The sequence below is a fragment of the Pseudarthrobacter sp. YAF2 genome (genome assembly GCF_052113345.1).
Classification (GTDB): Bacteria; Actinomycetota; Actinomycetes; order Actinomycetales; family Micrococcaceae; genus Arthrobacter.
On record NZ_JBFRDA010000001.1, the window covers coordinates 63,792 to 84,650 of the forward strand.

Annotated in this window: 16 protein-coding genes and 1 pseudogene; 9 read left to right on the forward strand and 8 right to left on the reverse strand. The window is 67.1% G+C overall.

Features of this window, described 5'->3' with window-relative positions; translation table 11 throughout:
* Entirely contained in the window at positions 1-1,341 is a 1,341-nt protein-coding gene (locus AB4Y79_RS00295; RefSeq protein ID WP_441857632.1) for an alpha-hydroxy acid oxidase, read from the reverse strand.
* Between the two features lie 68 nt (positions 1,342-1,409).
* On the opposite strand from AB4Y79_RS00295, the gene AB4Y79_RS00300 reads away from it, so the two are divergent.
* Positions 1,410-2,114 carry a FadR/GntR family transcriptional regulator gene (locus tag AB4Y79_RS00300; protein WP_441857634.1) on the forward strand — a complete coding sequence of 235 codons (705 nt, stop codon included), beginning with the start codon at positions 1,410-1,412 and terminating at the stop codon, positions 2,112-2,114.
* Here AB4Y79_RS00300 and AB4Y79_RS00305 read toward each other — a convergent pair.
* Complete coding sequence (locus AB4Y79_RS00305) at positions 2,111-3,145, reverse strand: LacI family DNA-binding transcriptional regulator (RefSeq protein ID WP_441857636.1); 1,035 nt, start codon at positions 3,143-3,145, stop codon at positions 2,111-2,113. The two genes, AB4Y79_RS00300 and AB4Y79_RS00305, sit on opposite strands and share 4 nt — an antisense overlap.
* Before the next feature lie 352 nt (positions 3,146-3,497).
* Here AB4Y79_RS00305 and AB4Y79_RS00310 point away from each other — a divergent pair, with 352 nt between their 5' ends.
* From AB4Y79_RS00310 to AB4Y79_RS00330, 5 genes are read left to right on the forward strand one after another with little or no spacing between them, the layout of a single operon-like run.
* Positions 3,498-4,922 (forward strand): Gfo/Idh/MocA family protein, encoded by a 1,425-nt coding sequence (locus AB4Y79_RS00310; RefSeq protein ID WP_441857638.1) that lies wholly within the window; start codon positions 3,498-3,500, stop codon positions 4,920-4,922.
* 10 nt (positions 4,923-4,932) lie between these two features.
* Positions 4,933-5,898 carry an NAD-dependent epimerase/dehydratase family protein gene (locus AB4Y79_RS00315; RefSeq protein ID WP_441857640.1) on the forward strand — a complete coding sequence of 322 codons (966 nt, stop codon included), beginning with the start codon at positions 4,933-4,935 and terminating at the stop codon, positions 5,896-5,898.
* Positions 5,895-6,800, forward strand: a complete 906-nt coding sequence (locus AB4Y79_RS00320; protein ID WP_441857642.1) for a 5-dehydro-4-deoxyglucarate dehydratase — start codon at positions 5,895-5,897, stop codon at positions 6,798-6,800. Before AB4Y79_RS00315 ends, AB4Y79_RS00320 begins: the two co-directional genes overlap by 4 nt.
* A complete protein-coding gene (locus AB4Y79_RS00325) occupies positions 6,800-7,903 on the forward strand; it encodes a mandelate racemase/muconate lactonizing enzyme family protein (protein WP_441857644.1) in 1,104 nt (367 codons plus the stop codon). Before AB4Y79_RS00320 ends, AB4Y79_RS00325 begins: the two co-directional genes overlap by 1 nt.
* A 34-nt stretch (positions 7,904-7,937) precedes the next feature.
* Positions 7,938-9,389: an aldehyde dehydrogenase (NADP(+)) gene (locus AB4Y79_RS00330; protein ID WP_441857646.1), complete on the forward strand. Its 1,452-nt coding sequence runs from the start codon at positions 7,938-7,940 to the stop codon at positions 9,387-9,389.
* A gap of 118 nt (positions 9,390-9,507) precedes the next feature.
* On the opposite strand, the gene AB4Y79_RS00335 is transcribed toward AB4Y79_RS00330, so the two are convergent.
* The 5 genes from AB4Y79_RS00335 to AB4Y79_RS00355 all read right to left on the reverse strand — a co-directional run bounded on the left by AB4Y79_RS00335 (position 9,508) and on the right by AB4Y79_RS00355 (position 15,150).
* Positions 9,508-10,623: a M24 family metallopeptidase gene (locus tag AB4Y79_RS00335; protein WP_441857648.1), complete on the reverse strand. Its 1,116-nt coding sequence runs from the start codon at positions 10,621-10,623 to the stop codon at positions 9,508-9,510.
* On the reverse strand, positions 10,620-12,677 hold the full coding sequence (locus tag AB4Y79_RS00340) for a DUF6807 family protein (RefSeq protein WP_441857650.1): 2,058 nt from the start codon (positions 12,675-12,677) through the stop codon (positions 10,620-10,622). Before AB4Y79_RS00340 ends, AB4Y79_RS00335 begins: the two co-directional genes overlap by 4 nt.
* A 31-nt stretch (positions 12,678-12,708) precedes the next feature.
* Positions 12,709-13,830, reverse strand: coding sequence for an acetylesterase (locus AB4Y79_RS00345; protein ID WP_441857652.1), 1,122 nt, complete (start codon positions 13,828-13,830; stop codon positions 12,709-12,711).
* A 51-nt stretch (positions 13,831-13,881) separates the two neighbouring features.
* Complete coding sequence (locus tag AB4Y79_RS00350) at positions 13,882-14,346, reverse strand: hypothetical protein (protein ID WP_441857654.1); 465 nt, start codon at positions 14,344-14,346, stop codon at positions 13,882-13,884.
* Positions 14,347-14,427: 81 nt separating this feature from the next.
* Positions 14,428-15,150 (reverse strand): ABC transporter substrate-binding protein, encoded by a 723-nt coding sequence (locus AB4Y79_RS00355; RefSeq protein ID WP_441857656.1) that lies wholly within the window; start codon positions 15,148-15,150, stop codon positions 14,428-14,430.
* A gap of 373 nt (positions 15,151-15,523) precedes the next feature.
* Between AB4Y79_RS00355 and AB4Y79_RS00360 the strand changes: the two genes are divergently transcribed.
* The 3 genes from AB4Y79_RS00360 (at position 15,524) to AB4Y79_RS00370 (ending at position 19,047) form a co-directional block, all read left to right on the forward strand.
* Positions 15,524-16,468 carry a carbohydrate ABC transporter permease gene (locus AB4Y79_RS00360; RefSeq protein ID WP_308929888.1) on the forward strand — a complete coding sequence of 315 codons (945 nt, stop codon included), beginning with the start codon at positions 15,524-15,526 and terminating at the stop codon, positions 16,466-16,468.
* Positions 16,458-17,402, forward strand: coding sequence for a carbohydrate ABC transporter permease (locus tag AB4Y79_RS00365; protein WP_441857658.1), 945 nt, complete (start codon positions 16,458-16,460; stop codon positions 17,400-17,402). The genes AB4Y79_RS00360 and AB4Y79_RS00365 overlap by 11 nt, the downstream gene beginning before the upstream one ends.
* A gap of 286 nt (positions 17,403-17,688) precedes the next feature.
* Positions 17,689-19,047, forward strand: a complete 1,359-nt coding sequence (locus AB4Y79_RS00370; protein WP_441857660.1) for an ABC transporter substrate-binding protein — start codon at positions 17,689-17,691, stop codon at positions 19,045-19,047.
* Positions 19,048-19,350: 303 nt separating this feature from the next.
* Here the strand turns inward: AB4Y79_RS00370 and AB4Y79_RS00375 are convergent.
* Positions 19,351-20,702: pseudogene (locus AB4Y79_RS00375) on the reverse strand (HNH endonuclease); the annotation flags it as partial.
* Positions 20,703-20,859: the final 157 nt, after the last annotated feature.

The window sequence follows — 20,859 nt, forward strand, 5'->3', positions numbered from 1 at the left end:
TCAGTTCGTGCCCAACAGCCGCACGTGGTCCGGCGTGAGCCCTGAAACGGAGCTGACGCCCAGGAGTGCCATGGTGCGTGCCATGTCCTTTTCCAGGATCTGCAGGGCGCGGTCCACGCCGGCGCGGCCGCCGGCCATCAGGCCGTAGAGGTACGCGCGCCCAATCAGTGTGAAGTCCGCGCCGAGGGCCAGGGCCGCCACGATGTCCGCCCCGCTCATGATGCCGGTATCCAGCATGATGGCCGCGTTCGTGTTGTCCTTGGTAAATGCCTGCCTGACCTCCGGGAGCAGGTGGAAAGGAATGGGTGCCCGGTCCAGCTGGCGGCCGCCGTGGTTGGACAGGACCACGCCGTCTGCGCCGTGGTCCGCTACGCGGCGGGCATCCTCCACGGTCTGGATGCCCTTGACCACCAGGTTGCCCTTCCAGGTTTCGCGGAGCCAGTCCAGGTCCTCGAAGGTGAGCGTGGGATCGAACATGGAGTTGATCAGGTCGGCCACGGTGCCGGTGTAGCGGGAGAGCGAGGCGAAGGTCAGCGGTTCGTGGGTGAGGAAGTTGAACCACCAGGCCGGCCGGTAGGAGGCGTCCAGGACGGTTTTCAGCGTCAGCGCCGGCGGGATGGTCATGCCGTTGCGGACGTCGCGGAGGCGGGCGCCGGCCACGGCCGTGTCCACGGTGACCATGAGGGTGTCATTGCCGGCCTTGGCGGCGCGCTCGATCAGTTCCAGCGAACGGTCGCGGTCCGTCCACAGGTACAGCTGGAACCAGTTCCGGCCGTTGGGAGCGGCGGCGGCCACGTCCTCGATGGACGCGGTGCCCATGGTGGAGAGGGTGTAGGGGATGCCTGCGGCCTCGGCTGCCCGTGACCCGGCGTATTCGCCCTCGGACTGCATCATCCGGGTGAACCCTGTGGGGGCGATGCCCAGCGGAAGCCGGGACGTTTTGCCCAGGATCTCGGTGCTGAGGTCGATGGCGGACACGTTCCGCAGGATCCCGGGACGGAACTCGATGTCCAGGAAGGCTTGGCGGGCGCGGCGGAGGGTGATTTCCTCCTCGGCGGCGCCGTCCGTGTAGTCGAAGGGTGCCTGCGGGGTGCGGCGTTTGGCGATGTCCCGGAGTTCCCAGATGGTGTTGGCCCGTTTGAGCCGAGCGTCCTTGCTGAACTCCGGCTTCTTGAACTGCATCAGCGGAGCGAGGTCCGAGTGCTTGGGGATGCGGCGCTTCAAGGCAGGGGGCAGGGCGGACGACGCCGGAGCCTTGGGGGGTGCCGGCGCTGCGGGAATGTCGGTCGCGTCCGGGGCCGGGGTGGCCTCCGGGTTGCCGGGCTGGATGATGTGGGTCATGGCGTCCTCCTGTGGTCCAACCACACTCTAGGCCATGTGGTCCGACCACATCAACTACCATTGGCCGTATGCGTACCCATCAGCTGGTCCTTGCGTGGATCGAGGACCAACTCTCTGCCGGCCGGCTGGCCGTAGGCGGCAGGCTGCCGGCCGAACGCACCCTGGCCGAACAGCTCAAGGTGTCCCGGACGTCTGTGCGGGAAGCCATCCGGATCCTCGAGGCGATGGGGGTGGTCCGCGCAGGTGTCGGGTCCGGCCCCGAATCCGGGACGGTGGTCATCTCGGACCCCACCTCGGCGCTGGGCTCTGCCCTCCGCCTGCACGTTGCCACCCAGCACCTGCCCGTGGCGGACATCGTGGAAACCCGCATCCTGCTGGAGTCCTGGGCTGCGGGCAGGGCGCGCCCGGACGCCCCGGAACTCGACGAGGCCGCGGCCCTGCTGGCCGGTATGGACTACGCGGACGGCCTTTCCGTCAGCGACTTCCTGGCCCTTGATGTGCGCTTCCATCTCGCGCTGGCCAACGCCGCCGGCAATGCGGTGGTCAGCGCCATGATGGGCTCCCTCCGGGAAGCCATCCAGGGGTACGCCGCCGAACTGACCTCGAACCTGCCGGACTGGGACGCCACGGCATGCCGCTTGCGCGCCGAGCACCACGCCATCCTTGCGGCGGTCAGGCAGGGCGACGGCGGCCGGGCGGCAGAACTGGTAGCAGCCCATATTCGGGGGTACTACAACGAATCAGGCCTGGGTGCGGCGACCCGGGACGGCTAGCCGTGGACGGCGCTCCGTGACGCCTTGGCCGGGCCGCTGCTGGCGCGGACTTCCAGCCGGGGCTGGAAGCGGCTGCCGGGCACTTCATTCCCCTCCTTGCGGATCAAGGCCCGGAGTTGGTGCCACGCCTGCTCGCCCAGTTCGGTGATGGGGACGGCAGCCGTGGTGAGTGCCGGCGTCGTGTACTTGGCGAACGGGATGTCGTCGAACCCGGTGACGGAGATGTCCCCTGGCACATCCAGGCCGCGTTCGTGCAGGCCGCTCATCAGTCCCATGGCCACAAGGTCGTTGAAGGCGAGGATGCCGGTGGCGCCGCTTGCCAGGACCGCATCCACGGCTTCGTGCCCGGTGTCGAAGTCCGAGCCCCCCTCGAGCATGGTCACGTCCACCTGCGGGTGGGCGGCCTTGAAGGCCTCCAGGCCCTTGAGCCGCATGCCGTTCGATGCGCTCCGTGGGGGGCCGGCCAGGAAGGCCAGGCGGGTGTGCCCCAGCTCCACCAGATGCCCGGCGATGTCCTGGACCCCCTGGCCGTAGTCCACAACCAGGCTGGGGACGTCCGGTGCGGCGGTGGTGCGGTTGATCAGTACCAGCGGGTGCAGCGACGGAGCGATGTCCGTCAGCTCGGCATCGGACATACGGGGGGCACAGAGAACCAGTCCGTCGCAGCGTCGGCGCGCTTCGCCGGCCAGGATGGATTCCTCGCTGGAAACCTCGAACGAGTCCGCGATCAGTACCCGGTACCCATCCTCTGCCGCGGCCCGGCTCAGGCCGCGAAGGATCGCCTGGAACGTGGGGTTGGCCAGGTCCGGCACCACGATGCCGATGGTGTCGGTCTTTCCCAGCGCCAGGCTGCGACCCACGGGGTTGGGCTGGTACTTCAGTTCGGCGGCGGCTGCGCGGACCCTGGCGGCGATGTCCGGGTCTACGGTGAAGTTCCCGTTCATCACACGTGAAACCGTGGCGTGTGAGACTCCTGCCTTCACGGCGACATCCGCGATGCCGATCCGGCCGCTTGCCGATTTCCTGGCCATGGGGAACCCTTCTTTCGCGCCGCCCGGATTGACACCGCCGGGAGCGGCAGGCGCCCGGCCATCAAGCCCCGGGTGGCAGGTGCTTTGAGAGACAGCATATACGGGAGCTGGAAAGCGATTTCTACCCTTTTCCCGGGAGTTTTCCCTGACGGAGGGCCAGCCGGTGTGCCAACCGGTTGGAAAACGTTTTCTTTCAGTACTGGAAGTGGTTGACGGATGGGCGGGCGGGTTGATACAACTTCTATAGCGAACTGAGAAAACGCTTTCTCGGGCAGGTGCAGCAGAGTGCCACCGCCGAACCGCAGCGGCCGTCCCGGCGGCCGGGCAAATGAGATTTCGAAAGGGACCCCACATGGTCAACACAGCCGAGACGTCGGCCGCAGCTGCCCCCCACACGGCTGCCGGCAGCGCCACCCACGACGGCCGCAAGGCGCGCCTTGCCCTGGTCGGCACCGGGGGGCGTTCCGAAATGTACATCCGGGCAGTGTTCGGCAAGCACGCCGACACCGCGGAACTGGTCGCGTTCGCGGACGTAAACCCCGGCCGCGTGGAGTTCTACCAGAACCTCATCCAGGAACTCGGCGCCCCCGGCCCCATCGCCTCATTTGATCCCGCGGACCTGACAGCCTTCATCCAGGCCAACAACATCGACCGCGTCGTGGTGACCACCCCCGACTACACCCACGCGGACTACATCGTCGAAGCGCTCCGGGCCGGTGCCGATGTCGTGGTGGAGAAGCCCCTCACCATCGATGCCGAAGGCTGCCGCCGTATCACCAAGGCGGTCCAGGAGACCGGCCGGAACGTCGTGGTGACGTTCAACTACCGCTACTCGCCCCGCAACAGCGCCCTCAAGGAAATCATCCAGAGCGGCGTGATCGGCAAGGTCACCTCGATCGACTTCAGCTGGGTGCTGGATACCGTGCACGGCGCGGACTACTTCCGCCGCTGGCACCGCGAAAAGAAGAACTCCGGCGGCCTGCTCATCCACAAGGCGTCCCACCACTTCGACCTCGTCAACTGGTGGATCGACGACGTCCCGGAGCGCGTCTTCGCCTCCGGCGGCCTGAAATTCTATGGCGACAAGAACGCAGCCGAACGCGGGCTGGGCCCGCGCCCCGAGCGCGGAACGCCCGACGCCGGTGCCCCCGCCGGCGAAAAGGATCCGTTCGCGCTTGACCTCAGGGAGGACGAACGGCTCAAGGCGCTCTTCCTGGACAACGAGCACTACGACGGCTATCGCCGCGACCAGGACGTCTTCACGGGCGGCATCACCATCGAGGACAACCTGGCGCTGGTGGTTGAGTACCAGGGCGGCCCCCGCCTGAGCTACTCGCTGAACGCGCACAGCCCGTGGGAAGGCTACCGGGTGGCCGTCAATGGCACCGAGGGCCGCGCCGAGCTCGAAGTGGTGGAACGCGCCGCCGTCCTGCACAGCACTGACAAGAAGACGGTGGTGGACCCCAGCGCTACCCCCGTGGAGGAAGAGGACGCCGTCCGCCGCAATGGCGAACGGCTGGTGGTCCAACGCCACTGGGAAGCTGCGTATGAGGTGCCGATCGTCAACGGTGAAGGCGGCCACGGCGGGGGCGACGAGCTCCTGCTCTCGGACCTCTTCAACGGCCCGGGTGAGGATCCGCTGGGCCGTCCCTCCGGCTACCTCGACGGGCTGCGTTCGGTATCCGTTGGGATTGCCGGCAACCAGTCGCTCGAAACCTCGCTGCCCATCCGCGTGGCGGACCTGGACCTCGGCGTCGACCTCCGCCGCGCCAAGTAAGGAAAAACCCATGAGCAGGATATTCGTTACCGGCGGTTCCGGCCGCCTGGGCCGCAGCGTCGTGGCCGGACTGGCCCAAGCGGGCCACGAGGTGGTCTCCGTGGACCGCGACGCCGTGCCCGCCGACCAGCTGCCGCCCGGCGTCGTGCAGGAAACCGCCGATCTCCTGGCCCCGGGGGAGGCGCTGCGCCTCCTCCGGGACGCAAGGCCAGACGCCGTCATCCACCTGGCGGCCATCGCCGTTCCGTTCAGCGCACCCGAGGACGTCATCTTCGGCACCAACACCCGGCTCGCCTTCGCCGTGATCAGCGCCGCGACGGAACTGGGAATCGGCAAGATTGTCACGGCCAGCAGTCCCACGGTGCTGGGCTACGGCTCGCCCGCGGGGTGGCTGCCGCCGTCGTTCCCGCTCGATGAGCGCACCCCGCCCAAGCCGTGGAACGCCTACGCGCTGTCCAAGCTCATCGCCGAGCAGACGGTGCAGATGTTCGCCGCGGCGCAGGGGGAGAGGATCCGGTACGCCGCGTTCCGTCCGTGCTTTGTCATCTCGCCCGAGGAATGGGAAGGCGCTCCTACGCAGCAGGGCCACACCCTGGCTGAACGCCTGGCCGACCCCGCCCTGTCCGCACCGGCCCTGTTCAACTACGTTGATGCCCGGGACGTGGCGGACTTCCTTGACCTGCTGCTGCAGAAAATGACGGACATTCCCAACGGGGAGACCTTTTTTGTGGGCGCCGCCGATGCCCTGGCAACCGCGCCGCTGGCGGAGCTCATGCCCCAGTTCCTGCCGGGCAGTGAAGCCATCAGTGCGGGCCTGACCGGGACCAGCCCCGCCTTCTCCATTGCCAAGGCACAGGAGCTCCTGGGCTGGCAGCCCAGGCGCAGCTGGCGCACCGAACTCACGTCCCGCCACACCCTCAACGACGAGGCTTCCGCACTGGTCACTGCCGGTGGCGGAAGCAAGGAGACACCATGAAATTCGACGGCGTACTGTTCTTTCCCGTCACCCCGTTCACGGCCGAAGGAGCCGTTGACGTGGAACTGCTCAAGGAACACATCCGTTCCCGCCTTCCGTTTGGCCCCGGCGGCGTCTTCCCAGCCTGCGGCACGGGTGAATTCCATGCCCTGAGCATCGATGAGGTCCGCACCGTGGTGTCGGCCGCCGTCGAGGTCGTTGACGGGCGGGTTCCCGTGGTGGCCGGGGCGGGTGGACCGCTGGGGCACGCCCTCGCCGCCGCCCGGGTTGCCGAGGAAGCCGGCGCCGACGCCCTCCTGGTGTTGCCGCCCTACCTGGTGACCGGACCCACCGACGGCCTGGTGGCCTACATCGAGGCCGTCGCCAATGCCAGCAGCCTGCCGGTCATCGTCTATCACCGCGGCAACGCAAAGTTCACCGCTGCGTCCATGGCGAAGCTGGCCGCCAATCCCAAGGTCATCGGCTTCAAGGACGGCTTGGGCGACGTGGGACTGGCCCAGGAAATCGTTACCGCGGTCACGGCCACCGGCCGGGAGGACTTCGCCTTCTTCAACGGCCTCCTCACTGCCGAACTGACCCAGGGTGCCTACCGCGGCCTGGGGATCCCGCTGTATTCGTCGGCCGCGTTCGCCATGGCACCGGAGATCGCCAAGGCCTACTACGACGCCTACGTTTCCGGGGACGAGGACCGCCGCAATGCCCTGCTGGAGGGCTTCTACGCCCCGCTGGTCCGCCTGCGCGACCAGACCCCGGGGTTCGGCGTTTCCCTGATCAAGGCCGGCTTGCGCCTGGGCGGCCTGCCGGTTGGCCCGGTGCGCCCGCCGCTGGTGGATCCCACCGAGGAACAGCTGGTGGAGCTCAAGGCCATCCTCGCCAGGGGCTACGAGCTGGCCGGCCGCTGATGGGCGCCCCCGCGACCGGGACCGTCAGTACAGTTCCGCGCATCACGGGCCTGTCCACGCGGCTCATCACGGTGCCGCTGCGCCGAAGCTGGGGGGCTGAGGCGCCGGAGAACCACGTCATCGCCACCGAGCTCCACACAGATGACGGCGGCACCGGGTACGGCTTCTCCTGGACCCCCACCATCGGGCCCCGGGCGGTCAAGGCCCTGCTGGACTATGACATTGCCCCGTTTATTGCAGGGCTGCCGGCCAACCCGGAAACGGTATGGGACGTGTTGTGGAAGCGGCTGCACGAGGCCGGTGGCGGGGGGCTGACCACCATTGCCATGGCGGGAGCAGACCTTGCACTCTGGGACCTTCAGGCCCGCCGGGCCGGGACCTCGGTCACCGGCCTTTTGGGCCAGCGGCAGGAATCCGCAGAGGTGTATGGCTCCGGAGTGAACCTCCACTACACCCTGGAGGAGCTGGTGGCGCAGGCTGAACGCTGGGTTGCCGTCGGCCACCAGGCCATCAAGATCAAGGTGGGCAAACCGGACCTGCGCGAGGACGCCGAGCGGGTGGCCGCGGTGCGGTCCGTGCTGGGCCCGGACCGGCGCCTCATGATCGACGCGAATCAGCGCTGGGACCTGCCCACCACGTTCCGGGCGCTGGACGTCCTGGCCGAATTCGGGCTCGAATGGCTGGAGGAACCCATCCGGGCGGACGACCTCTGGGCCTACCGCCGGCTCCGCAAACACTCTCCGGTGCCCATAGCCCTGGGCGAAAACCTGCACACAATCTACCGTTTCCGCGATTTCATTGAAGCGGAAGCGGTGGACATCATCCAGCCCAACATCATCCGGGTAGGCGGCATCACCCCGTTCCGGCGGATCGTGGAGCTGGCACGGACCAACAGCATCAAGGTGATGCCGCACCTGCTGCCGGAACTTTCCGGCCAGCTGGCATTGACCCTGGCCGAACCCACCATGGTGGAGGACGTCGAAGAGGCGTCCTTCGAGCAGCTGGGCATCCTGGACGGGCCACCGCCGGTACGGTTCAACAACAGCCGGGTGGCCCTCGCGGACCAGCCCGGCCTGGGATTCCGCTTCCGGGACGCACCGTAACGACGTACGCACATCCACAGAACAGGTACCTGACGTGAGAACTGCAACCCTTTCCCTGTCCGAGCTCACCGCTGCCGCCACGGAAGCCGCCAGGACCGCCGCCGCGGCCACCGATGCCGAACGCGCCGCCTGGCTTCACGCGGTGGCGGACGCCCTGGACGCCAACGCGGCCGAACTGGTGGAAATCGCCGATGCCGAGACCAGCCTGGGGGTTCCCCGGCTGACCGGCGAGGTAGCCCGCACCACCGGCCAGCTGCGCCTTTTCGCCACTGTCATCACCGAGGGCTCCTACCTTGAAGCCATCATCGACCACGCGGACCCCGCCGCCGCGCCGCCCAAGCCCGACCTTCGCCGCATCCTGCGGCCCATCGGTCCGGTGGCGGTCTTCTCGGCGTCGAACTTCCCGTTCGCCTTCTCCGTGGCCGGCGGTGACACGGCCTCGGCCCTCGCCGTCGGCTGCTCCGTGATCGTCAAGGCCCACTCAGGGCACCTGCGGCTGTCCGAGCGGACCGCGGAGATCGTGGCTGGCGCCCTGCGCGGCGCCGGTGCTCCGGACGGATTGTTCGCCCTGGTCAGCGGCCGCGAGGTGGGAACGGCGCTGGTGCAGGACCCGGCCATCAAGGCAGTTGGCTTCACCGGTTCCATCCCCGGCGGCCGTGCCCTCTTCGACCTCGCCACGTCGCGGCCCGAACCCATCCCGTTCTACGGAGAGCTGGGCAGCCTCAACCCCGTGGTCATCACGGCGGCTGCACTCCAGGCGCGCCCGGCAGAACTGGCAGCCGGCCTGGCCGGATCCTTCACGCTGGGCGCCGGCCAGTTCTGCACCAAGCCCGGCCTGGTGTTCATTCCGGCCGGAACTTCCTTCGCGGCCGAGGCAGCGGAGGCCAGCAAGGACAAGCCTGCTGCGGGCATGCTGACCAGCCGCATCGCCGAGGCCTACCCGGACGGGCTGCGCAGCTTCGCCGCCGTGGAGGGCGTGGAGGTAGTGGGCGGCACCGTGGACCAGGATGCGGCCGCCAACGGGGCGGCTCCGGTGGTGTTCGCCACCACCGCGGCCAAGGTCCTGGAGCGGCCGGAGCAGCTGCTGGAGGAGTGCTTTGGGCCCACCACCATCCTCATCGAATACACGGACCAGCAGGAACTGTCGGCTGTCCTGGCCGAGGTTCCCGGCAGCCTGACGGCTACCGTGCACGCCGTGCCGGGTGAGGACATCGCGGCGCTGGTGGAGCAGCTTTCCGGCCTGGCCGGCCGCGTCCTGTTCGATGGCTGGCCCACGGGCGTCGCCGTGAACTGGGCCCAGCAGCACGGCGGCCCGTACCCGGCCACCACCTCGCTGTTTACCTCGGTGGGGGCGACGGCGGTGCGCCGCTTCCAGCGCCCCGTGGCCTACCAGGACGCCCCGGAAACGGTCCTGCACCCGGCACTGCGCGAGGACAATCCGCTGGGCATCCCGCGCCGTGTCGATGGGGAGCTGCGGCTTCCGTAACAACGCCCGCTCACATAACGCCGCTTTAATCGAAACGCCCGCTCACTTACGGCCGCCAATACGGCCATAAGTGAGCGGGCGTTTCGTGTTTTTCAGCAGTATGTGAGCGGGCGTCGAATCAGAGCTGCAGCGTCAGCGGGCGTTCCAGCCCGTTCACCGCGGCCGCCGGCCAGCGCGGGTCCACAGTGAGGACACGAAGCCCGGATTCCGTGAGCTGGACCGTGTCCTCGATCTTGACGCCGGGCCCGGAGGGGTTCCAGGTGAATGCCTGGTCCAGCACCACCGTATCCGTGACGCTTGAGGTGACGCGGGGATCGCGCCCCGCGTAACCGGCCGGCCCGCCCTGGTGATGCTGTTCCCACTGGTCCGCGCCGAAACCATGCCGGACGTAGGCGGCCTGGATCTCGGTGAAGATGCGGTCCAGCCGGGTGCCGGGAACCGTGGCATCGAAAATGTCCGCCTCCACTGCCGCGATGCGGGCCTCAGCGTCGCGCTCTCCCGGCGTGCCGGCGTCGAACCTTATCCAGCGGGTGATGTTGGCAACCAGGCCGTCGCGGCGGGCGCAAACCACCGCCATGGCCCGCCGGCCCAGGGGCGCGTGGGTGGCCAAGGGGTGCCGGAACGTGCTGCGGGAGTTGCCGTTGCACAGGAGCACGAGGGGCTCCGCGCCGGCGCCCACCACCCGGCCAGCCAGCGCCGAGACCAGCCCGAATTCGGTGGTGTCCGGGCGGGCGCCGGACAGGACATCGGTCATGATGCCGGCCAGTTCGGCGCTGAGCAGGGCATAGCGTGCACTCTCCGCCGGAAGCAGCTGCTGGCGGGCGGCGCGCAGTTCGGCGGCCACCTCTGCTTCGGACAGCGGCGGCAGGGCGTCATTGCCGACGGCGGCCGCTGCCTGGTGCAGGTTCGCGTACCAGGGAACGGTGTGCAGGTTGACCCCCAGCGGAAGCTCCTCGGCCGCGATCCTGCCGGCTTCGTTGTTAAACGTCACCAGGTGGTCGCCGTCCCGGGCAACCAGCAGGGCAGCGATGGGGTCGCCGGCCAGGCTGATGTGGACCCGGCTGCCGTCCAGGTACCAGGTCAGGGCTGTGTTGGTGGTGAGGAGCAGCGAATCGCGCCCGGCGGCGTCCAGGATCTCCAGGACGCGGCGGCGCTTGATAGCCCGGTCTGCCGGTGATCCGGGAGCCAGGCGCGCCTCCTGGTGGGGAACGGCTGCGGCTGCTGTCTGGGTCATGACGGGTCCCCCTGCTGGTTGAGCAGTGTTTCGATGTCGGCTGTGGCCAGGAGTCCGTCGGCCACAAAAACGGTGATGTGCCGCCGCACCGGGTTCCCGGTCTCCGCGATGACAGGCGTATCCCACGCCAGCGACTGGCCCACGCCCGGGTAGCCATCCACCCGGACAAACCATGGATCCGAGGAGTCCCCGGATGCCACGAACACCAGGGTGGCCGGGGCGCCGTCGAACGTTCCCGACCAGGCGAGCCACGGCGTGACGCTGCCGTGCGTCTGCGACTCCCCGGCGCCGGCCGGTGTCCAGACGGCCGCGTCCACGCATTCGGGCAGCCGCCAGAAGAAGCCGCCGTAGCCACCCTCGAACCGGCCGTTGGAGCCCGGGCTGCCCAGGCTGACGGGCGTGTTCCCGGCAGGTGACAGCGCAAAGTCCAGGGTCAGCCGCCAGGTGGAGGGCGCGACGCCGGCCCACGTCCAGGTGCGTTCCTCAAGGAGCACGGGGGAGCCGTCCGGCCCGTTCCAGCCCAGCGTCTCCCGCAGGACGCCGGGCCGGCCCGCGCCGGCGTCGGCCTGGAAAGATGCGGTGCCGGTGCTGGCGATGCTGCCGTGGTCCGGGCGCCAAACGTACTTGCCGGCTTCCCTGGTGTAGGTGCGGCCGCCCCAGAAGTTCACCCCGTCCACATCCTGCAGGGCCACGCCGGCACCGAGGTGCCATACGTGGTCCAGGGGCTGGTGGTCCGTCACCACGGTGCCGTTCAGGGTGCGTACCGGGTGCAGGTAGGGGCGCGGGGAGGACACTGCCCGGATATGGCTGCCGTCCTGGTAATCCGCCACCGGGCGGCCTCCGACGGTCAGCGTCCGGACCGGGGGCAGGGGACGGGCCCAGGGGACACCGAGTTCGGCGAATGTTGCCTGTGCTTTAACGGCGCGCTCCATCAAGCTGGAGATGCCCTGCACCACGGGGTGGGCGTCGTCGCCCTCGCCTTGCCAGGTAATGAATTCGTCATCGATCGAGGCAGGTGCCGGCGCTGTACGGATGGCTTCGAGGACGGTGGTGAATGCTCCGGTGTCCTCCAGCGCGCACAGCAGCTGCGTCCCGTTGGCACGGGCGTCCAGCAGGTTTTCAAGCAGGTCCGTCCGGCCGAAGGACTCGCGGCGCTCGCCGGCCGGGGTGGTGATGACAACCTCGTCCTCCGTGTAGGAGAGGGTGATCTCGCCCAGGGTTCCGTGCACGGTGACGGCGGGGTTGAGCTGTTCGGGGGCACAGAGAGTGAGGGTGCAGAGCAGCGTGTTTCCGCCTGCGGTGCGGACCCGAAGAATGGAGGTGTCGTCGCTCTCGGTGTCGTTGGCACGGTACAGATCCGTTTCCACCGAGACGACGTCCGCGAGGGTATGAGCGCCGGCCAGGTGCAATCCGGTGGCAACGGCGTGGGCGAGGGCATTCGTGGCCACCCCGTCCACCACGTCCGTGCCGTCGAGGCTGCGCTTCCCGGCCCAGCGCGAGCGGTTGAAGTACGCCTTGGTCCGCAGCCATTGGCCGGTGGCGCTGAGCCCCAGGACGGTGCCGATTTCACCTGCATCCACCAGGTCCCGGATGGCGGGCAGGGCTTGGGAGCCCAGGCTTTGGAAGCCCACCTGGACCAGGCGGCCGTGCTCCCGGGCCGCGGCCAGGACCTGCTCGAACTGCGCCAGCGATGCCACCGGCGGCTTTTCGACATAGACGTTCATCCCGGCTTGCAGTGCCGCGATGGCCAGCGGGGCATGGGTCTGGATGGGAGTGGCAAGAATGACGACGTCAGCACCCGGCTGCGCAGCGAGCAGGCCGTCCAGGTCGGGGAACACCGCCACGGTGTCCGCGAGCGTGCCCGGCTGCGGCGGGTTGGGATCGGCCACGGCCACCAGTTCCAGGGCACCGGCCTGTTCGAGCCGGGCCAGGTTGGCAAGGTGCCGCTCGCCGAAGCCGTGCACGCCCACCAAGGCAATGCGGGGGATGGCGGCCGGAGGTTGGGGCGTGTTCTCGCGCCCGGGTTCCGTGGAGGCGGCTTGCTGAATAGTCACGTGGGTCCTTGGGGGTGTTGCCGGTAGGGGGTCAGTTGGTCAGCGTTTCAGCCAGGAATTCGAGGGCCTCGTCCTGCATGGCCGCCGTGAAGACGTGCCCGCCGGGCCAGAAGCTTCCTGCGTACCTGTCCGTGCCGCTGTGCAGGGATTCGAGCAAGCGGTGGGCCTGGCGCATCCCATCCTCCGGGAAGAGCTCATCCGCCAGGGCGTACTGCACCAGGAACCGGGCGGCCTCCGAACGTGCGGTGAGCTCGGGCCAATCGCCCAGGCGCCAGAGCCCCGGGGTTTGCAGCAGCCACGAGTGCGCGTCGAGGTAGGCGGGGAAGAGGGATTCGAAGGTGGTCATCATGCAGGTGACCACGGCTGCCCGGATGCGCGGGCTCAGGGCGGCGAGCGTCAGGGAGCGGCCGCCCCCGCCGGAGAAGCCGATGCACCCCAAATTGCCTGCATCCACGCCGGGCAGCGCGGCCAGGACGTCGAGCGCGGCGAGGTCGTCGTGGGCCACCATGCCGGCCAGGCTGGTGCCGAGCAGCCCTGCCGCCTTGGCCACGGTGTCCTCGTGGAAGCCGGCAGCGGCGTTGTATTCCTCCGCGTCGGAAGGCACGACGCCGTTCGCCCGCCATTGTGCCTGCCGCGCGTCGGCGGCCGCAGCGGTCCGCCACGGCGGGGTGGAAAGGTCAAACCTGCGGCTTCCCCAGGCAAAGGCATCGTGGGCCAGGACAGCGAATCCTTGGCGGGCGATCCCGGTGGCCAGTGCCCGGCCGTCATAGTGCCCGGCGCGGGCGGCAGCAGCCGACGGGTGGGTTGCCGGGAGATCCACCAGCCGGTCCGCGCCGCCGAACTTGTTTCCGCCGTGGCAGTGCAGGGCCAGTACGCCTGGCAGTCGCCCGGGACGTCCGGCCGGACGGACCAGCCAGCCCCTGGTGCGCGGCCCGAAGCCCAACTGCCAGCTCAGCTCGGTGGTGGTGGCGTCGTCGTACGTTTCCTCCCAGTGCACCCTTATTTCCAAAGGCGCGGGCGCACCGGGGACGCCCAAAGCGTCCGATAGCTCCTGCGCCGCGGCGGTGGACGCCAGGTGGCGGGGGTGGGCCCGGACATAGGCAGGCCAGTCGTCGTAGCCGGCGATGGCGCTGGGCCGTGCTGTCTTGGTCATGTGCCTGCCTCCTTTCGTTGGTTGTCGCCTGTGAATCTGTCCGCCGCGGGGTCAGGCGAGGTTTTGGTTGACTTCTGAAATCATGCCTTTGGCGGCATCCCGCGGCGAGATCTTTCCGAAGAGTACATCCGTGTTGTAACGGTTCAAAACTTCCATAGTTGCCGATGATCCTGCCGGGAAAGGCTTGGGCGCCGGGATCTTCATGGCCGCAATCCGGTCCAGGTAGGTGGCTTCCTTCTGCTGGGTTTCCTTCAGCAAGGGAGTGATTCCCGCCTTGAGCTCGGTGTTGGCGGGCATGCCGCGGTCACTCTTGATCTTGCTGGCCGCGTCCATGTTGTTGACCAGGTAGTTGATGAACAGGGCCGCTTCCTTGGGCTGGGATGATTTGGACGAGATGGCGTATTCCATCGAGGACCGCAGCCACGCCCCCGGCGTCTTGCTTTCGCCGGGGAGTTTCATCATGACCAGCGGGGCGCCGGAGTAGGACGTCATCTGGTTGCTCCAGGAAATCTTCATTCCTTGCTTTCCCTGGCCCATCAGTGTCATCTCGGGCTGGGCGGAGCCGTCCTCGACGGTCTGGGAGGCGGATGGGGCGCCTCATGTTTCCATCAGGTTCTTGTTGAGCTCAAACCACTTGGCGAGCGTGTCCTCGCTGATGCCCATTTTCTTGCCGTCGTCCGTGTAGAGCTCCTGGCCGTTCTGCCGCGCCCAGACGGCGAGGAAGGAGTCGTTGGCCATAGGGGTGGTGCCGAAGGTGCCGGCCGGCGACTTTTTGGTGAGTTCCGCGGCGATCCGTGCGTAGTCGTCCCACGTCCAGGTTTCGTCGTCCGGCAGCGGTACGCCGGCGGCCTCGAAGACCTTGGGGTCCAGGACCATGGACATGGAGTTGACGCCGGCAGTGATGGTGTACTGCTTGCCGTTGATCTTGCCCAGGTCAACGGTCCCTTCGGCAAACTTTGAGGTGTCGATCTGCTCCTTAACCTTGTCCAGGTCCAGGAGGACGCCGCGGCTGGCGTATTCGCTGGGGTAGGCGCCGCTCATGGCGATCACATCCGGGGTGGTTCCGCCGGCGATCTGGGTGGCCATCTTGTCCCAATAGGAGCTGAATTCCGTGTTCTCGCCCTGGACCTTGATGGTGGGGTTGGCGGCTTCGAAGGCTTTGATGACCTCCATGGTGGTCTTTGCCCTGGAGTCGTTGCCCCACCAAGCGAACCGTATGGTGACGGGATCCTCCGACGTCCCTACTTTTCCGGCCTGCGGGCTGTTGCCGCAGCCGGTCAGAACCATGGCCAGTGCGGCGGCGGCACCGGTGATTCCCATAACGGATTTCCTGAGACCAAACTTCATTGTCGTGCCCCTCATTTTTTGTGACTGTGCGCCCCTGATATGCGTAACAGAAAACGTTTTCTCAAAAACTAACAAAGGGCTGTACAGGAGTCAAGAAACCGTTTACTTTGGTACGGAGCCGCTTTCTAAAACGACGCTCCCGGCGGCGGAAGCGCTCCAGCCCTGACAGGCGTGGAGCGGGCCTGCGAAGGGAGTGCGTGATCCCCCCATCGCCAGGCGATGACCGAAACGTGGAGGCCACGATGACCAAAGGAGACCACATGGCCGCAAAGCACATCCCCAGGACGCCTCGTCCGGCCCAGTTGCCGGCCGCAGCGCGCCTGCTGTCCGTGACGGAGCAGCAACCGTGAGCGCCATTAGCGAACTGTCTTCGTTGAGCCGGCGGAAGGGTAAAGCCACCGCCGAGGAGAAGAAGGCCAACAGGCGGGATAACAAGGCCGCCTATATCTTCCTGTTGCCGTGGCTGGTGGGCCTGGTGGCCATCACCATCGGTCCCATGTTGATGTCCCTGTACTTGTCCTTTACGGATTACAACCTGCTCCAGCCGCCTGAGTGGACGGGGCTGGATAACTTCACCCGGATGCTCAGCGATGCCCGGCTGCACAACTCGTTGCGGGTCACGTTTACGTACGTCCTGGTCGGTGTTCCACTGCAGCTCGCTGTGGCACTGCTGATCGCGCTCGTCCTGGATAAGGGGCTCCGCGGCCTCCCGTTCTACCGTTCGGTGTTCTACTTGCCGTCGTTGCTGGGCGGTTCGGTCGCCGTCGCCATCTTGTGGAAGCAGATCTTCGGCACCACCGGCCTGGTAAACCAGGTCCTGGCCATGTTCGGCATCCAGGGTCCGGGCTGGATCTCGGATCCCAGCACGGCCCTGGGATCCATCATCCTGCTGCACGTCTGGACCTTCGGCGCCCCGATGATCATCTTCCTTGCGGGCCTGCGGCAGATCCCCAACATGTACTACGAGGCAGCCAGGGTGGACGGTGCCACCACGCTCCAGCAGTTCTGGCGGATCACCTTGCCGATGCTGAGCCCGATCATCTTCTTCAACCTGGTGCTGCAGATTATCGGTTCGTTCCAGTCCTTCACCCAGGCGTTCATCGTCTCCGGCGGCAACGGCGGACCTTCCGACTCCACGATGTTCTTCACGCTGTACCTCTACCAAAAGGGCTTCGGCCAGTTTGACATGGGCTACGCCTCAGCCATGGCGTGGGTGCTGCTGCTCATCATCGGCGTCTTCACCGCCATTAACTTCATCGCTTCTAAGTATTGGGTTTTCTATGACGACTAAGCTTGAGACGCTGCCCACCCCGGAGAAGAAGTCCGGGGGCGCCGGCAAGCCTACGAACCGCAAGTCCAGGGTCCGCGAATCCCGGGGAACGCTGGCCTTCAGCAGGGCCCAGCGCGGTAAAGCGCTGATGAAGCACGGCATCCTGATCCTGGCCGGCGGGCTGATGATCTATCCGCTCCTGTGGATGGTGGTTTCATCGCTGCGGCCCAATGACCTGATCTTCCGTGAACCGGGCCTGTGGCTGAACAGCCTGGAAATGAGCAACTACACCTCCGGATGGTCGGCCCTGACGCACCCGTTCGGCCACTACATGATCAACTCCGCCATCGTGGTGATCGGTTCAATCCTGGGCAACCTGGTTTCCTGCTCGATGGCCGCCTACGCCTTCGCCCGGCTGCAGTTCACCGCCAAGAAGCTGTTCTTCGGCATCATGCTGCTGACCATCATGCTGCCCTTCCATGTCGTCATCGTCCCGCAGTACATCCTGTTCTCGCAGATCGGCTGGGTGAACACCTTCTGGCCGCTGATCGTCCCCAAGCTGCTCGCCACGGATGCGTTCTTCGTCTTCCTCATGGTGCAGTTCATCCGCGGCATCCCCAAGGAGCTTGATGAGGCCGCCAGGATCGATGGAGCCGGCCATCCGCGCATCTTCCTGCGCGTGATCCTGCCCCTGATGGTGCCGGCCCTGGCCACCACCACGATCTTTACGTTCATCTGGACCTGGAATGACTTCTTCGGAGCCCTGATATACCTCACGGACCCGGACATGTTCACCGTTCCGGTTGCACTGCGCGCCTTCGTCGACTCGCAGTCCGCCACCAGTTGGGGTTCGCTCTTCGCGATGTCGATCGTGTCCCTGCTGCCCGTCTTCCTGGTCTTCCTGTTCGGCCAGCGGTTCCTCATCAAGGGCATCGCCACCACCGGCATCAAGTAGCAGCAGGTGCCGCCCGAGCACTACCGGTAACCGGGGCTGCCCCTCACCGAGCACGACGCATCCTCCAGCACCACCCTTCGAACGGCCCGTCGCACGCGACGGGCCGTTCGTGCGTCCGGGGTCGGGTAAATTCGTGGCACATCTTGTAATACAAGTACCCAACTTGTAGTATCAGATACAGAAAGCGCTTTCGCGGTACGGAGGCGGTCTTCGAAACCTCGAGGGCAACGCCACGTGCCAACCCCAACATCACCGCACCTGGATCAAAGAAGATCGGAGTTACACAGTGCCGCTATTTCCCCGTCCTGCATCGGCTGCCAAGCAGCCGGCAGGGGCACCACCTTCACGCGCATCGCGCCGAACCCGCAAAGCCGGTGCGGTTGCAGCCGCAGTCGCCGCCGTCATGGCCCTCAGTGCCTGCGGCGGGGGAGCTGCTCCGCAAAATGCTGACGGAACCGTGGAGCTTCGCTTCTCCTGGTGGGGCGGCGACAAGCGCGCCCAGCTGACGCAGGAAGCCATCAAGCAGTTCGAAGCCGAAAACCCCAAAATCAAGATCAAGCCGGAGTTCGGCGACTGGAGTGGCTATTGGGACAAGCTGGCCACCCAGGTGGCCGCCAACGACGCCCCGGACATCATCCAAATGGACGAGAAGTACATTACGGAGTACTCCAGCCGTGGCGCGCTCCTGGATCTGTCCAAGTACGATATCGACACTTCCAAGCTGGATGAGGCAGCCCTGAATGCCGGCAAGAGCCAGAAGGGCCTGACGGGTATCGCGGCTGGCATCAACGCCGCAACCATCCTGGCCAATCCCGCCGTTTTCCAGGCAGCGGGCGTTCCGCTGCCGGATGACACCAAATGGACGTGGGACGACTTTGGCCGGATCGCGGCCGAGATTACCGCCAAGTCGCCGAAGGGTACTTATGGTGCGGCAGCCTATGGAACGGACGAGGCCTCCCTGGGGGTCTGGCTCCGGCAGGACGGCAAGTCCCTGTATACGTCCGACGGCAAGCTGGGCTTTGAGTCCAGTGACATCGCTGAATGGTGGGCGTTCCTCAAGGAGCTGAGCCAGAAGAAGGCGGTGCCCTCCGCGTCCGAGGTGGTTGAGGCTGAGGCTGCTCCCCTTGACCAGAGCGGACTGGCGACCGGCAAGAATGCCATGGCGTTCTGGTGGTCCAACCAAGCCCCGGCCCTGGAAAAGGCGAGTGGCGGAGACCTGAAGATCCTGCGGTTCCCCACCAAGACGGGCTCGGCGGCCGACGCGGAGCTTTGGTACAAGGCCTCGCAGTTCTGGTCTGCTTCCTCGCGGACCAAGCACCCGCAGGAAACGGCCAAGTTCATTAACTTCCTGACCAACAACGTCAAGGCCGGCGAAGCGCTCCTGGCGGACCGTGGTGTCTACCCGAACTCGGATGTCCGGGCAGCCATACAGCCCAAGCTGACCCCGGCCGACGTCAAGGTGGTCAACTTCATCGACCAGATCAAGGGCGAACTCGGCGAAGCCCCGGCGCCGCCGCCGAAGGGTGCAGGAGCGATCCAGGAAATCATCAAGCGGTACACATCGGAAGTCTTGTTTGACCGCCTGTCCCCGGCCGACGCGGGCAAGAAGGCCACCGACGAGATGAAGTCGGCCATCAGCAACTGATTCTTCACCTCGCCAACACGGCTCCGGACAGTATGGGTGGATAACTCCCCACTCCAGATGTCCGACGGCGGGTGGCAGCTCCGCCCCGGCGGGAACCAAGGGTTCCTCCCGGGGCGGAGCTGTTTAAGGCGCATCCGCGTTCAATGGAACAGCGCGCGCCCTTGACGTGGGTGGAAGCGCCCTGTGAAGTCGTTCCGGACTGGCCGGCGGTCCATCGTGTTCAGCAGGCCGGATCCGCCCCAGCACCTGGACGGAAAGCGGGCGTGCAGGAGGGCAGGGCTGCGCCATGGGCCGGTTCACCGTTCTTGTGCCGGGGAGTGGTGGTGCGGTGGAGCGGTAGGTGTGGCCGGTGGGGGTGGTGGTTGTGATGGTGTGGCGTTGCCCGGGCCGGGTGAGGGGTTGGGCGGTCCAGCCTGGGTTTTCTTTGGTGTGGTTGCAGGCTTCGCAGAGGCCTTGGCCGTTGGCGGCGCTCGTGTGGCCGCCGTCCGCCCAGCCAAGGATGTGGTCGTGGTGGCGGATGGGGGCGTCGCAGTACGGGGTGCGGCAGGTGTTGTCCCGGATTTGCAGGAAGCGTTTCAGGTTGGGTGGGAAGAACCGTGCCGTGGAGTCCATGGCCACCAGTTCGACGGTGCCGGGGGTCGTGTGGAGGCGGCGGAGGAAGACATTGAGTTCTTGGGTGCCGGCTGCACCTTTACCGGCGTCGCTCTTTCCGGCCTTGCTCTTTTGGGTGAGGGCGAGTTCCCTTGCCCAGGCTGCGGGGACAATACCGTAGCCGGGGAGCCGTGCGGGTTCGGCGTCGGCGTGGAGGAGGGTGCGGTCGGTCATGACGAGCTGGATTTCGATCCCGCTGATCCCGCCAGGGGTGCCGGTGAGGCGTTCGACGAGAGTGTCGGCCATGACCTGCCCGCGGGACCGGTCATCCCCGGCGGCCCGGGCGGTGTCCGCGTCACGGGTCAGGGCCGTGTAGGCGGCGACGCCCTGGGCGACGGGCAGCAGCGCGGTCAGGTACGTCATGGTGTCCGGTGCCGGGCGCAGGCTCACGCACCGCTCCGACACGGCACGGCTCGCCCGGCGGGCGGTTGCGGCGGGGTCGCGCCGGTACGCCGCGGCCCGGACCGCGGCCGTGATGGCCTTGTCTCCCATACCGTCCAGGGCGCCGGCGTCCGCGGCGAGTTCCTCATCACCCCCGCCCGGTCCTCGGGGGTGAGGCAGATGGTTTCCTTGACGATCAGCGTTACCCGCCACTCATTCAACCGGCCGTCCCGGAACGCGGCGAACGTGCGCGGCATCCCGGCCAGGGTTTTAGCCAGGCCCAGCAGCCGGGACCCCTTGGCGGGGGACTCCCGCCGTGCCAACGCGATCTGCGCCGCGACCCCGGTGCCCTGTTCAGCCACCGGGACCCCGGCAGCGGCCTGCTCCCGCCGCTGCGACAGATCAAAAGCGACAGCAATCCCGGCCTGCCGCGCAGCCGCGAGTGATTTCAGGTCCTCCAGCCCCCGCAACTGGTCAATCAGCCCCGCGCCGTCGGAAGCCAGCGGGACGGAGCGAAGCAACGCCACCACATCAGCAACCGAGGTGGCGGCGGGCAGAACAGCACACGCCGCCGCATGCTCCGCCCCAGCTCCCAACACCGCTGCCCCCACAACCGCTTTCATACCCAAAGTCTTCCACCAGGGTGTGACATCCAAACCCGCCCAAGAGCCCTATGTGGACAACGGTTCGCGTACTCCATGGGGGTGGCGCAAACGGGTCGGGCAGTGGTGCTGCACCTGAGCCGCCTTGCCCGGCCGGCCTGTCTGCCCCGGCGACCAG